The organism is Azohydromonas aeria, from assembly GCF_009760915.1.
Classification (GTDB): Bacteria; Pseudomonadota; Gammaproteobacteria; order Burkholderiales; family Burkholderiaceae_C; genus Azohydromonas; species Azohydromonas aeria.
The window spans coordinates 1-13356 of record NZ_VIDQ01000060.1; the positions used below are offsets into that span (position 1 = coordinate 1).

The window sequence follows — 13356 nt, forward strand, 5'->3', positions numbered from 1 at the left end:
GCCCGCGCGACGCCGTCCCCGCGCCCCTTCCCGAGGCGACCGCTCCCGTTGCGCCGCCATCGCCCCTGCCGCCCCATCCGCTCCTTGCTGCCGCGGCACCGGCGCCGCGGCCCGGGGTGCCGCAGCGGCGGCACGCCGCCGCGCCGGCCGATGCAACGGGACTGCCCGCCATGGACGCGGCGCCGTCCCGCCCCGACGCGACCGCGCCGCGTCCGGCCGGACCTTCCCTGATACCCGCCTGGCCGCCAGAGACCCGTGCGGCCACCGCTGCCGCGGCGCAGCCGCTGCGCCTGGTGCAGGGCGTGTCCGCGCTGCAGGGCCTGCTGCGCGCCGCGGTGGACGGCGGCCATGCGCCGGTGCTGCCGGCGCAGCCCGTGCCCTCGTCCCTGCCACCGGCCGGCGCGCCGGCCGGGCCCGCGGTGGCGGCGGCCATCGCTGCGCGCCCGCAGGCGTCGCCCTCCGCCACGCCCGACGCCGCGCTGCGCGCGCTGCCGCAGCTCGACGCCCTGGCCGAGGACATGCTCGTGGACCGTCTCGCCGACCGGCTGCAGGAGCGGCTGCGCGAGCAGGCGCTGCGCCAGTTCGGCTTCACCGGGGGGCTGACCTGAAATGGCACTGGAGATCGCCGGCGTGGCCCTGGACAAGCTGCTGGGCATCGACGTCACCGAGGGCGCGCGCTTCGTGCGCCATGCCGTGCCGGGACTGCAGGGCGAGTACGCCCAGGCGCTGGGCCGGCCCAGCGTGCACATCCGCGTGCGCGGCCTGTTCTACGGCCCCGGCGCCACCGACGCCATGGCCACGCTGCGCGGCCACCTGCTCGGCCGCGAGCCGGTGGACTTCATCTGCGAGATCACCGGCCAGGGCTACTTCTCGCAGGTGCTGGTGGACCGGCTCGACTTGGCCCAGCGCGCCGGGCGGCCCGACGAGTTCGAGTTCGAGTGCGCGCTGGTGGAGTACGTGCCGCCGCCCCCGCCGCCGGCCACCGACGTCTTCGCCGGCATCGACGCCGGGCTGCTCGACGAGGCCGCGGCGATGATGGACGACGTGCAGAACGCGCTGGCCGAAGTCGCGGCGCTGGCCGACCTGGTGGCCGGCGCCTCCGACTTCGGCAACCCCGCCACGCGGCTGCCCGCCATGCTCGACGCCGTCAAGGGCGCCACCGCGGGCGCCGGCGGCGTCCTCACCGGCATCCGGGAGCTGTTGTGAGCGGTGCCAGCGCCAGCCTCCCCGACCTGCGCCCGGCGCTGGACGCGGCCACCAACGTCGGCAACGGGCTGGCCTCGTTCACGCAGGTCGTCGCCTCGCTGTCGCAGGGCGGCGCCGGCTCGCCGCTGCACGGCGTGCAGCAGGCCTTCGGCGGCGTGCAGGCCGCGCTCGACATCGACCTGAGCGGCCTGTCGCAGCGGCTGCCGCGGGCGATCGCCACCATCGAGCACGCGCTGCCCGCCGACGCGCTGGCCTTCGTCGAGGATCTGCAAGGCAGCTACCGGTCGCTGCAGGCCTTCATCACCGACAGCCCGCTGGTGCAGCAGGTCGGAAAGAACGGCGACCTGCAGCAGACCGCGCTGGCGCTGCTCGAAGCGGTGCTGCAGCCCTTCGCGCAGCGGCTGCAGCAGCTCGGCGCCTCGCTACTGGATGCCGACACGCTGCAGCAGGTGCGCGACGCCCTGGCGCTGCTGCAGCAGCTCGCCGCCGGGCAGGTGCCCGCCGCGGGCGAGCTGCTCGAATTCCTGTCGAAACAGCTTGTGGGCGTGGCGCCGGACCTGCTGGCCGATGCGCGCGCGCACCTCGACACCGCGCTGGCGCTGCTGCAGCCGTTGTCGGCGGCAGCGCTGGAGGCGCGCATCGGCGCCGTGCGCGACGCGGCCGCCGCGGCCTTCCAGCAACTGGTCGTGGCGCTGCGCGACTTCGACCCGGCGCAGGCCGGCGCCTATCCCGCGCTGGAGGCGCTGCTGCAGGCCTGGTCCGATGCGCTGGCACTGGCCTTCGACGCCATCGACGCCGCCTGCGCCGCGCTGGAGGCGGTGGTGGCGGCGCCGGCCTGGGATGCGCTCTTTCCGGCCCATGCCGCGGTGCTCTCCGCCGTGCCGCTGGACGCGGTGCCCACGGTGGACGCCGCCGTGGCCGCCATTGCCGAGCCCATCGAGGGACTGATCCAGCGCCTGGGCATGGTGCTGTCGCCGCAGGACCTGGCGCGCGAGGTCGCTCGCGCCACGGCCACGCTGCACGCGTTCTTCGCCGAGTCGCCGCTGGCGCAGGTGCGCGAGGTGCTGATCGGCTTCATCGAGCGCATCCGGCAGGCGGTGGAAGCGATTCCCGCCGAGCGGGCGCAGCAGGCGGTCAGCGGCATGCTGCAGCGCGCGCAGCAGGAGCTGCAGGCGCTGGGCATCGACCAAGTGCGCAGCGGCATCGCCGGAGCCTTCGCGTCGGCCAGCGACTTCATCGACCAGAACGTCGGCGACCAGTTGCTCGGGGGCGTCAACGATGCGCTCGACGGCGTGCTGCAGCAGTTCCGGCAGCTGCCCATCGACGACCTGGGCCAGGCGCTGGCCGGCGCGGTGCAGCAGGCCGGCGCGCTGATCCAGCAGCTCGCGGGCGAGCTGTCCTCGGCGCTGGACCAGCTGCGCGAGCTGCTGGCGCAGCTCGACGGCCTGGACTTCAAGCCGCTGGCCGACGAGGTCATCGACGAGATCGACGCGATCAAGGCGCGGCTGGCGGCGATCAAGCCCGAGGCGCTGTCGGACGCGGAAAGGATCGCGATCCAGGCCGGGCTGTCGCTGCTGCGCGCGGTGGACCTGGACACCCTGGTCGAGAACCAGCTCAAGAAGGGCTATGCCGAGATCGACGCGCAGCTCACCGGCGCCGTCAACGCCGTGCTGGCGGCCTGGAACGACTTCCGCGGCCGCATCGTCGGCTTCGACGGCGGCGCCATCACGCAGCCCGTCAACGCGCTGCTCGACCAGGCCGCCGGCGCGGTCAACCAGGTCAACGGCACGCGGGTGCTGGCGCCGCTGGACGCGCTGGTGGACGAGGCGCTGGCACAGGCCCAGGGCCTGTCGCCGGCTGTGCTCCTGGAGCCGCTGAAGGCGCCCTACGCCCGGATGATGGCCACCGTCGGGCGTGCCAACCCGGACGTGTGGGTGCAGCCGCTGCGCGCGCTGCACACCGAGATCGACCGGCTCGTCACCCTCATCGACATCACGCCGCTGCTCGACACGCTGGAGCAGAAGGAGCGCGCGCTGTTCAAGCAGGCGCGCGACGGCCTGGCCGCGGCCCTGGACGGCCTGCACCTGCCCGCGCCGCTGGACACGTTCCTGGACACGATGAAGGCGCTGATGCTGGGCCTGGCCGACGCCGTCTTCGCCGACCCCGACACGGCGCTGCGCCAGTTCAACGCCACGCTGCTGGACAGCGTGAAGCCCAGCTCGCTGTTCAAGCCGCTCGACGACGCCTTCGACCAGCTGCTGGCCGCGGTCGAGAAGCTGCCCGCCGCCGACGTGCTGGCCGCGCTGGAGGCGCTGCGCGCCGGCCTGGGCGCGGCGCTGCCCGCCCTCGACCCCGGCAACGTGCTGGGGCTGATGCGCGCCGCGCAGGCCCGGCTGGAGGCGCTGTCGCCGGGCGCGCTCGCCGGGGCGGCCACGCTGCCGGCGCTGCGCGCGCGGCTGGAGGCCAGGCTCGAAGCCTCTGCCGGCCACGGCGCGGCCAAGGTGTCGCTGCGTGCGCGCTTCGACGCGGTGCTGGTGCCGCTGAACGTGGACGACGCCAACTCACGCCTGCGCCGGCTCGATGCGCGCGTGCGCGCCCTCTCCGACGCGCTGCGCCGCCGCATCAACGGCCTGGACGCCGCCGCGGCGCAGGCCGCCTACGCGCGGCTCGATGCCCACCTGTCGCGGCTGCTGCCGGCCTTCCTGCGCCAGCCGCGGCCGCTCACGGCCGACGACGTGCGCGCCGGGCTGGCGACGCTGCGGCCCTCGACCCGGGCGCGGCGCATCGACGCGGCGGTGGAGCGTTTCCTGGCCGACCTGAAACCGCTGCAGGCGCAGCTCGACGGCGCGGTCAATGGCTTCTTCGGCGAGGTGCGCGAGGCCGCGCAGGTGCTGCACCCGGCCGGGCTGAAGGATGCGGTGTCGGGCGTCTATGCCGCGCTGCGCCAGAAGCTGCAGGTGCTCGACCCCGACGAGCTGGCCGGCGAGCTGCGCGCCACGCTGTGGGAGCCGCTGATGGACCCGCTCCAGGCCATCGACCCGGCGGCGATCCAGGTGCAGCTCGACGCCCTGTACCAGCAGCTGCTGGCGAAGCTCGCGGGCAGCCTGCGCGCGCTGCTCGCGCAGCTGCGCCAGGCCATCGACGGTTTCCTGGCCCAGGTGCGCGCCGCGCTCAAGCAGCTGCTCGACGCGCTCAAGGCGCAGCTGCAGGCCGTGCTGGCCAACGTGACCGCGCTGCTGAAGCAGCTCGACGAGCTCGTGGTGCACGACCTGCTGGAGCGGCTGCTGACGCTGCTGGACAACCTGGAGGCCAGCTTCAACCGCGAGCTCGAGCGCGTGCGCAACGAGTTCGACGCCATGCTGGACGCGATCCCGCTCCAGTCCTCCCGGGCTTCCGCCTCGGCCGCCGTGGCCCTGTGACGGCGATGGACGCACTGCAATGTCTCCAGGCCTTCGACGCGCAGCGCCGCGCCGCCGGTGCCACGCTGCGCCGCGACGGCGCGGGGCTGCCGGTGGAGGTGCGCGAGGGCGCGTCGCTGTGCGCCTATGCCTGGGACCAGGGCGAGCTGGCGTCCATCACCGAGCCCGACGGCAGCCGCTGGGACTACCGCTACGGCGACGATGGCCGGCTGCTGGCGGTGGACCGCGACGGCCGGCCCTGGGCCCGCTACGCCTACGACGCGCATGGCCGCCTCACGGCCGCGGACCGCGCCGACGGCCGCCGCGCCTGGGACTACGACGCGCAGGGCCGCCTGGAGCGCGTGCGCCGCGGCGACGCCGGCCCGTGGGCCTACCGCTGGCAGGACGGCCGCGTGTCGGAGGCCTACTGCGAGCACGAGCACAGCGCCTTCACCTACGACGCCGCCGGGCGCCTCACCGGGCTGGTGCAGCGCGTGGCCGGCGTGGCGCTGGCCGTGAGCTTCCGCTTCGACGGCGAGGGCCGGCTGTCGGCGGTGGAGTTCCCGGACTGGGGCCAGCGCATCGACTACGGCTGGGACGCGCGCGGGCGCGCCGCGTCGGTGGGCTGGAACGGGCGCGAGCTGATGCGCCTGGGCAGCGACGACGACCGGCGCCTGGCCTGGAGCGAGGGCATCGACGGCGTGCGCGCGCAGGCCTGGCACGAGCGCGCGTCAGGACGCGCCTGCGCGGTCGAGTTCAGCCGCGGCGGCGCGCCGCTGTGGCGCGCCGACCTGGAGCGCGACGAGGCCTTCAGGCTGCGCCGTGAAGGGAGCCGCCGCCACACCTACGACGCTCAGGGCCGCCTGGTGGGCGCCGAGGACGGCGACCGTTGCTGGCGCTACCACTACGACGCCGCCGAGAACGTGCGTGCCGAAGGCGACGATTTCGAGGTCGAGTGCGACGCGCTGGGCCGCGTGCGCCGTGTCCGGGATGCCGCGAGCGAGCGCGTCTACCGCTGGGGCGAGGACGGCGACCTGGAGTCGCTGCTGGTCAACGGCGAGTGCGTGGCGCGCTGCCGCTACGACCACAAGGGCCGCCTGGTCGTGAAGCAGGGCCCGGACGGCACGGGCGAGCGCTACCTGTACGGCGCCGACGACGCGCTGCTGGCCGTGGCCGACCTGGACGGCCGGCCGCGGCTGCTGGTGCTGCGGCTGCCCACCGGCATCGTCGCCCTGATCGACTTCCGCCGCGACGCGGCTGGCGCCGTGGTGCGGCTGCACCTGGATGCCGGGGGCAACCTGGTGCTCGCCGGCGACGCGCGCGGGCGCATCGAGGGCCCCTTCGAATACGACCCCTTCGGCGTGCCCCTGCAGCCCGACGGCAGCGTGCCGGCGCTGTACCGGGGCCGCATGTGGCACGCCGAAGCGGGCCTGTACCGCCTGGGCGGGCGCTGGTACGACCCGCGGCTGCGCCGCTTCCTCACGCCCGACAGCCACACCGGCGCGCCCGACGACGCGCGGCTGGTCAGCCCCTTCGTGCCCGCGGCGGCGCAGCGCATGGCGCGCGCGCGGCTGCTGGCCGACTGGCTGCGCGAGCCGCGGCTGCGCTGCCGCTTCGCGTACTGCGCCAACGACCCGGTCAACCGCTTCGACCCCGACGGGCACTGGAGCTTCGGCGGCGTGCTGCTGTCGCTGCTGGGCGTGCTGTGGACGCTGCCCAACACCGCCTTCGGCCTGGCCGTGGAGGTGAGCTGCCTGGTGGGCGAGGTGGTGCGCTGGCTGGCCTGGGTGTTCACGGCGGGACACGCCACATGGCAGACGCCGGGCTTCGACGTGGCGGCCTCGGGGCGGCTCAACGCCTTCGCGCTGGTGTTCAAGGGCGGCTGGCTCGGCTCCTTCAGGAACCTGCTGGGCATCACCTTCGGCAACGTCTTCTTCGTCAACGGCGAGTACCAGGACCACGAGGCCTGGAAGGCGCTGCCCGCCGAGGTCGCGCCGCCGGCCTATGGCGGCGAAGTCAAGATTCCCAAGGAGCAGGTGCTGTACGAGCACGAGCTGCGCCACGTGCAGCAGTACGGCTGGCTCGGCCCCTTCTTCCACCTCGGCCTGCCGCTGTTCGGCGTGTACGAGTGGGACGTGATCCTGCACGGCTACCAGGAAGCCGCGCTGGAGCGCGACGCGCGCGAGCACGCCGGGTTCTGAGCGCCATGGCCATGCTGCAGCCCCGCTTCTCCTTCACGGCCGGCGCGCTGCGCAGCGACAGCGACGCGCCGGTGGCCGCCCCGTCGCGCTTCGTGGTCGAGCGCAGCCTGGAGGTGCCCGTCGACGCGCTGCGCGTGCTGCTGGGCGACAGCGGCAAGGCCGAACCCGGCGACCCGGTGCAGCTCGACCTGGGCGACGCCGACGGCCTGGAGCGCGTCTTCACCGGCCGCGTGGCCGAGTTGCGGCCGCACCTGGGCGGCTGCCGCATGCTGTGCCTGGGCACGATGCTGGCGCTGGTGGACCTGCGCGCCAGCGGCTTCTACCAGTCGCAAAGCGCGGGCGACGTGGCGCGCGACCTGGTGCGCCAGGCCGGGCTGGAAGCCGGCGACATCCAGGACGGCATCACGCTGCCGCGCTACGCCGTCGAGCGCCGCGTCGGCGCCCACGCCCAGCTGCGCCGCCTGGCGCAGCGCCTGGGTTTCAGCCTCTTCAGCGACCGCGAGGGCAAGGTGCATTTCAAGGGGCTCGGAGCCGCGGCCTCGCTGGGTGGCGGCGGGGGGCTGGGCGGGCTGGCGGGGGCGGCGGGCGGTGCGCTGGCCGGCGCGGCCGGTGCCCTGGGACTCGGCGGCACCGGCGCGGGCCTGGCTTACGGCACGCACCTGCTGGCGGCGGAAGGGGCGCTGCAGCCGGCCTTCGCGCGCCGGGTCACCGTCGGCGGCGAGAGCCCGATGTCGGGGCAGGGCGAGGACAAGAGCTTCTGGCTCACCGCCACCGACCGCGACTACGAGGACTCGGCCGGCAGCGGCGACGAACTGCTCATCACCGACAGCGCCGCGCGCACCAAGGACATGGCCGGGCGCTTCGCCGCCGGCTATGCCGCGGCCTTCGCGCGGCGCGGCGCCGCGGTACGCCTCACGGCGCTGGGCCTGCCGGCGCTGGAGCTCGGCGGCACGCTCAGCGCCAGCGGCGCGCCCGAAGGCGGGCTCAATGCCGGCGGCACCATCGTCGCGCTACGGCACCGCTTCGGCGCGCGCGAGGGTTTCGTCACCGACGTGACCATCGCGCCGGAGTCCGGGGCATGAACGAGCTGCTCGACCTGGTGCGCCGCGCCGTGCGCGAGGAGCTGGCGCTGCGGCGCGGGCCGCAGCTGGCGGTGGTCACGGCGCTGGCCGCGCACGAGAGCGCCGACGACACCCACAACCACGAGGTGGACCTGCGCCTCAAGCACGACGGGCTGGAGCTGCTGAAGGTGCCCGTGGCCGTGCCGCACGTGGGCGTGGCCGCGCCGCCGCGCGTGGGCGACCTGGTGCTGGTCGCCTTCGTGGACGACGACCTGCAGCAGCCCGTGGTCACCGGCCGCTTCTATCACGACCAGGAGCGCGCCCCGCTGTTCAAGGACGGCGAGGTGCTGTTCGAGCACCGCCTGTCCGACGGCAAGGTGAACCAGCTGCGCATGGCCGCCGACGGCAGCCTGCTCCTGCAGCGCGACGTCACCAAGCCGGAGGACAACAGCGAGTGCCTGGCCGGCATCCGCATCGACCCGCAGGGGCTGATCGAGCTGAAGTCGGGCGACGATCTCGTGCTCACCATCGACCCGCAGGGCGGCAAGGTGTCGCTGCTGGTCAAGGACAAGCCGCTGGACATCACCTGCAGCAAGCTCACCGTGGACGGCGACGTGCAGGTGAAGAAGACGCTCACCGTGGACGGCGACGGCACCATCAAGGGCACCGGCAAGATCAGCAGCGTGACCATCTCCGGCACCGACATCTCGGGAGGCGCCTGAGATGGCCGACATCACGCTCAAGGGCAAGCTCAACCTGATGGGCACGCTCACCTTCAAGCCCGGCGCCGGCGGCAAGGTGAAGGTCGGCGCCGTGGAGGCGCTGGTCGAGGTGCTGCCGTCGGACCCGCCGCAGTGCAGCGCCGCGCCGCCGGTGATCCTGCCGCCGCCGCCGGCCTCGCCGCTGGCGCCGCAGCCCACGGTGTGGATCGTCAACAGCTTCAACAAGACGGTGAAGGCCGGCACGCGCCCCATCGCCGCGCTGGGCATGGTGATGCAGGGCGCCAGCGGCGCGCCGGTCTGGCCCGGCATGCTGCTGCCCAGCGCCGGCAACGCCACCGTCACGATCAACCACGTGCCCGTCAACGTGGTCAATGACCAGGCCGTGATCCTGCCCTCCGGCGGCTCGGCGGCCTTCTCGGCGAGCGGGCAGACATGAGCGGCATCACGCTCGCCATCACCCAGCCGGCCCACGGCAGCGGCCTCGACGGCCCGGTGGCGCTGCGCGGCACGGCCACGGGCAATGTCGCGGGGCTGTTCTTCAAGTGGTATTCACCGCTCAATCCGGCCGCGACCCAGGCGCACCCGGAGATCAACATTGCCGACCACGGCCCGAACTGCCTCAATGGCACGGTGTCGGCGCTGGCCGAGTTCGGCACGCATGCCCTGACGCTGGCGGCCACCGACCGCGACGGCACGGCGCTGGCCGACATCCGGGCCATCCGCCGCTCCGCGCTCGCCGGCGGCGCGCCGCCGGCCGCGCCCGCGCCCTGCGTGGTGCACCAGCTGCGCGGCGCGGCCTTCCGCACGCCGGCCGCCGACGGCCAGGGCCTGTCCCGGGCCAGCGCCACCATCGAGGTGCTGGCGCCCGGTGTCTGGGCCCGGCCCGGCGCGGCGCCGGGCAGCTGGGTCGCCAATGCCGACTACCAGGCGCTCAACGGCGTGGCGCTGGCGCTGCGGCTGGAGCCGGCCGTGGCCGCGCCCGATCCGGCGAAATGCGCCGACATCGCGCTGGCGCCGCTGGCCGGCCTGCCCTTCTTCCACGCCGAGGACAAGACCTGGCTGCGCCTGACGCGCGCGCTGCCGGCCAACCTGGGCAACGGCGCGCACCGGCTGCTGCTGCGGGCCAGCGCGGGCGGCGCCAGCGTCACCGTCGCGCGCCAGGTCGTGCTCACCGCCTGAAAGGACCGACACCGCCATGCCCCGCGACGACCGCGCCCTGTTCGGCACCGACCTGGCCCTGCTCGACGTGGGCGGCGCGGCCGACCTGACCATGCTCGGCCATGCCGGCGCCTCGGGCGACCTGGCGCTGGCCGTGGGCAACGCCAACGCCGTGCAGGCGCTGACGATGCGGCTGCGCGTGCGCCAGGGCGAGCTGGCCGCCCTGGGCTGGCCCGACTACGGCTCGCGGCTGCATGAGCTCATCGGCGAGCCCGACGTGGCGCGCACGCGGCTCAAGGCGCAGGTCTTCGCCCGCGACGCGGTGCAGGCCGACCCGCGCGTGCTCAAGGTGGAGCAGGTGGAAGTCACGAGCATCCCGGGCGAGCGCTCGGTGCTGCGCCTGGCGCTGCTGGTCACGCTCATCGACGCGCCGCAGCCGCTGAACCTGGTGTTTCCCTTCGCGCTCGACGGCGCCGCCGTGGAGGCTCAACGCTCATGATCGACGTCGGACATCCCTTCTCGCGGCCGTTCCAGTCGCTGGTCGAGTCGCTGCAGGACAGCCTGCTGCTGGGCGTGGAGCAGCCCGGCACGGTGGAGCTGCTGTTTCGCAGCGGCACCGCCGCCTACCCGCTGGCCGGCGCCGGCCCGGTCAGCGGCCTGGCGCCGCAGGCCAGCGGCTTCGTCAAGGGCAAGCCGGCGGTGTTCGACCTGGGCCGCCACTACACCTACGCCGTCGGGCAGCTGGTGTGGCAGGCCCCTGACGCCGCCGACCCCGACGCGGCCGAGGGCTGGTTTCCCGACGACAACTCGCGCCTGACCGTCGGCTATTTCTGGCGCGGGCTGCCTTCGGGCCTGACCGACTTCAACGCCGGCAGCGTCGCCGGCACGCTGGTGCGCGCCGTCGCGCGCGAGCTGAAGCTGCTCTACGAGCAGATGGACCAGGCCTACCGCCGCGCCTTCATCGACCACGCCCAGGGCGTGGCGCTGGACAACGTGGTGGCGCTGCTGGGCGTGGCGCGCAACCCGGCGCTACCGGCCCAGGGGCACGTGACCTTCTGGTGCAAGCGGCCGCCCAAGGCCGACGTGACCATCGCCGTGGGCACGCGCGTGGCCGACGCGCGCGGGCGCATCTTCCGCGTCACGGCCGCCGGCACCATCGCCGCCGGCGCGGCCAGTCCGAAGGTGACCGTGCCGGTGGTGGCGCAGGACACCGGCCCCGAGGGCAACCTCGGCTCGGCCAGCCTCACGGTGATGCCCACGCCGCCGCGCGGCGTGGACGGCGGCGTCAGCAACGAGCTGCCGCTCACCGGCGGCGAGGACGCCGAGGGCGACGACGCGCTGCGCGAGCGCGCTCGGCACGCGCTGGAGAGCGCCGGCAAGTCCACGCTCAACGCCATCCGCTTCGCGGTGCTCAGCGTCGATGGCGTGGACAGCGTGGAGGTGCGCGACTTCTCGGTCGATCCGGCCATCGCGCCGGGCGAGATCCGCGTGCGCTACGCCACGGGCAAGCCCGAGGTGGTGGGTCCGCAGGTGCTGCAGGCGGTGGAGTCCACGCGGGCGGCGGGCATCCGCGCGCGCGTGAGCATGGTGTCCACGGTGACGCTGTCCGGGCGCTTCCTGGTCATTCCGGACACCGCCGGCGCCACGCGCCAGGCCTTCGAGCGCTACAAGCAGGAGGTGGTGGACGCGCTGCGGGCGCTGGGCATCGGCGAGGCGGTGTCGGCGCGCAAGCTGGCCGCGCTGGCCTTCAAGGTGCCGGGCCTGGCCGACGTGGGCGAGGTGCAGCTGCTGCGGCGCGGCCCCGAAGACCCGGCGCCGGTGCCCGTGGTGGCCGACCCGCTGCTGGTGGACGCCGACGCGCAGGCGCGGCCCGACCCGGGCGCGATCCAGGTGCTGCCGCTGCAGGCGCTGTCGGTGTCGGCGGCGCAGCTCGGCGCCGGCGGCACGCTCACCTGCACGGTGAAACTGCTCGACGACGGTGGCGCAGCCTTGAAACTGCTGGGGCTGAAGCTGGCGCTGATGGCGGCCGTGCGTGGCCGGCCCAGCGCCACGCCGAACCAGCCGCTGCAGCAGGTGGCGCAGACCAGCGGCAGCGTGCAGTTCGCCGGCACCGACGGCGCCGCGGCCACTTTCGCGCCGCTGGCCATCCCGAACCTGGACGCGCTCGACGCGGCGACGCTGGAGCTGCAGGTGCAGGCCGCCGCCTATCCCGGCATCCGCGCCGCCACGGCGCCGCTGGCCCAGGCCTGACGCGGGCGCGACGGAGCACGGCCCCATGTCCTTCAAGACCGACCGCCTCGCCGCCCTGTTTCCCGACGCCTATGCGGCCGGGGAGGGCGGAGCGCTGCTGCACGGCGTGCTCGACGCGCTGGGGGCGGAGCTCATGCGCTGCGACGCCGCGGTCAAGGACCTGCTCAAGTCGCACTGGATCGACCACGCGCGCGGCGGCGGCCTGGACGGCCTGGCCGCGCTGCTGGGCCTGCAGCGGCGGCTGCTGCCCGACGGCACGCCCGAAGGCGACGACACGTTCCGGCCGCTGGTCAAGTCGATGGTGTCCTCCTTCGTCGGCGGCGGCACGGTCGAGGCGGTCAAGGGCGCGGTGCGCGCGGCGCTGGGCCTGCCCTACGACCTGCGCCTGTTCGAGCAGCAGCTGGCCGCGCGCGGCGGCAGCACGGCCGCCATCGCGGCGCTGGTGCAGGGCCTGCGCGAGCTGGTGCGGGTCGAGGAGTTCGCGCCGCGGCTGGAGGTGATGCTCGGCAGCGCCCAGCCCACGGCCGACGGCACCCGGCTGCTGCTCGACGTGGAGACCGCCAGCGTCGAGGCCGTGCCGCCGCGCGTGGAATGGACCTTCACGAGTGGCACCGGGCGGTCCTTGTCGCTGCAATTGCAGGGCAGCGGTGCCGGCGTGCGCGCCGACGCCGACTTCACCGTGCCGCAAGGGCGCACGCTGGTGCTGGCGGGCGCGACGCCGGCCGAGTTCACGGCCTCCATCGACAGCGTGGACGTCAGTGCGCGCTTCAAGGCGCTCGACGGCGTCAGGCCGCCCGCGCTACCGCTGGTGCCCTCGGGGCTGTCGAAGTGGGAATTCGCGGCCGCGCGCGGCGCGGCCTTCGACGCCGCCGCCTTCGATCGCGACGAGACCCTCGACGGCGCCGCGTTCTCGGTGCGGCTGCAATGGTTGCGGCTGCAGCCGCTGGTGTTCGACGTGATCGTGCCGTACTTCGTGGACGCGGCCGTGCAGCGCGTGGTGGCGGCCAGCGGCTACGGCGGGCGCTTCCGACTGTTCAAGGGCCTGACGCTGGACGCGCTGCAGCGCGTAGTGGACGGCGCGCGCGCCGCGGGCGTGCGCGGCATGGTGCAGTACGCCATCGCGCTGCCGGCGGAGTCGTCGGAGCGCGCGGCCTGGGAGGACCAGGGCGCGCAGGAGCGCTTCGGCGCGGAGCTGCTGCAGCGCCGGCAGGAGACGCACGATGCCGGCGAGAGCCTGAACGTGGGCGCCCTGGAGAGCGAGGTCGAGCGCCACGACGCCAGTGAAAGCTTTGCCATCGGCGGCGTCTGGGGCGTCGCCGTGTTCGACGGCAGTTTCGGATTCCAGTGAGGCCCGCGCCGG

The 13356-nt window shown here is 74.6% G+C and carries 10 protein-coding genes and 1 pseudogene; all 11 read left to right on the plus strand.

What is annotated here, in order from left to right; translation table 11 throughout:
* Positions 1 to 608: pseudogene (locus FJ694_RS26155) on the plus strand (hypothetical protein); the annotation flags it as partial.
* Position 609: 1 nt separating this feature from the next.
* Positions 610 to 1206: a hypothetical protein gene (locus FJ694_RS26160; protein ID WP_157270345.1), complete on the plus strand. Its 597-nt coding sequence runs from the start codon at positions 610 to 612 to the stop codon at positions 1204 to 1206.
* Positions 1203 to 4625, plus strand: coding sequence for a serine/threonine-protein kinase (locus FJ694_RS26165; protein WP_157270347.1), 3423 nt, complete (start codon positions 1203 to 1205; stop codon positions 4623 to 4625). Before FJ694_RS26160 ends, FJ694_RS26165 begins: the two co-directional genes overlap by 4 nt.
* A 5-nt stretch (positions 4626 to 4630) precedes the next feature.
* Complete coding sequence (locus tag FJ694_RS26170) at positions 4631 to 6805, plus strand: RHS repeat domain-containing protein (protein ID WP_157270349.1); 2175 nt, start codon at positions 4631 to 4633, stop codon at positions 6803 to 6805.
* An 11-nt stretch (positions 6806 to 6816) separates the two neighbouring features.
* Positions 6817 to 7887, plus strand: a complete 1071-nt coding sequence (locus FJ694_RS26175) for a hypothetical protein (protein ID WP_157270351.1) — start codon at positions 6817 to 6819, stop codon at positions 7885 to 7887.
* A complete protein-coding gene (locus tag FJ694_RS26180; RefSeq protein ID WP_157270353.1) occupies positions 7884 to 8588 on the plus strand; it encodes a phage baseplate assembly protein V in 705 nt (234 codons plus the stop codon). The genes FJ694_RS26175 and FJ694_RS26180 overlap by 4 nt, the downstream gene beginning before the upstream one ends.
* A 1-nt stretch (position 8589) precedes the next feature.
* Entirely contained in the window at positions 8590 to 9024 is a 435-nt protein-coding gene (locus FJ694_RS26185; RefSeq protein WP_157270355.1) for a hypothetical protein, read from the plus strand.
* A complete protein-coding gene (locus tag FJ694_RS26190; RefSeq protein WP_157270357.1) occupies positions 9021 to 9767 on the plus strand; it encodes a hypothetical protein in 747 nt (248 codons plus the stop codon). Before FJ694_RS26185 ends, FJ694_RS26190 begins: the two co-directional genes overlap by 4 nt.
* Before the next feature lie 16 nt (positions 9768 to 9783).
* Complete coding sequence (locus FJ694_RS26195; RefSeq protein ID WP_157270359.1) at positions 9784 to 10245, plus strand: GPW/gp25 family protein; 462 nt, start codon at positions 9784 to 9786, stop codon at positions 10243 to 10245.
* Positions 10242 to 11996 carry a baseplate J/gp47 family protein gene (locus FJ694_RS26200; RefSeq protein ID WP_157270361.1) on the plus strand — a complete coding sequence of 585 codons (1755 nt, stop codon included), beginning with the start codon at positions 10242 to 10244 and terminating at the stop codon, positions 11994 to 11996. Before FJ694_RS26195 ends, FJ694_RS26200 begins: the two co-directional genes overlap by 4 nt.
* A gap of 25 nt (positions 11997 to 12021) precedes the next feature.
* Positions 12022 to 13344 carry a hypothetical protein gene (locus FJ694_RS26205; protein WP_157270363.1) on the plus strand — a complete coding sequence of 441 codons (1323 nt, stop codon included), beginning with the start codon at positions 12022 to 12024 and terminating at the stop codon, positions 13342 to 13344.
* The last annotated feature ends 12 nt before the right edge of the window (positions 13345 to 13356 follow it).

Coding starts and splice junctions, on each gene's coding strand:
- FJ694_RS26195 (WP_157270359.1), top strand. CDS start 9,784: ATGCCCCGCGACGACCGCGCCCTGTTCGGCACCGACCTGGCCCTGCTC.
- FJ694_RS26180 (WP_157270353.1), top strand. CDS start 7,884: ATGAACGAGCTGCTCGACCTGGTGCGCCGCGCCGTGCGCGAGGAGCTG.
- FJ694_RS26170 (WP_157270349.1), top strand. CDS start 4,631: ATGGACGCACTGCAATGTCTCCAGGCCTTCGACGCGCAGCGCCGCGCC.
- FJ694_RS26190 (WP_157270357.1), top strand. CDS start 9,021: ATGAGCGGCATCACGCTCGCCATCACCCAGCCGGCCCACGGCAGCGGC.
- FJ694_RS26160 (WP_157270345.1), top strand. CDS start 610: ATGGCACTGGAGATCGCCGGCGTGGCCCTGGACAAGCTGCTGGGCATC.
- FJ694_RS26200 (WP_157270361.1), top strand. CDS start 10,242: ATGATCGACGTCGGACATCCCTTCTCGCGGCCGTTCCAGTCGCTGGTC.
- FJ694_RS26175 (WP_157270351.1), top strand. CDS start 6,817: ATGCTGCAGCCCCGCTTCTCCTTCACGGCCGGCGCGCTGCGCAGCGAC.
- FJ694_RS26185 (WP_157270355.1), top strand. CDS start 8,590: ATGGCCGACATCACGCTCAAGGGCAAGCTCAACCTGATGGGCACGCTC.
- FJ694_RS26205 (WP_157270363.1), top strand. CDS start 12,022: ATGTCCTTCAAGACCGACCGCCTCGCCGCCCTGTTTCCCGACGCCTAT.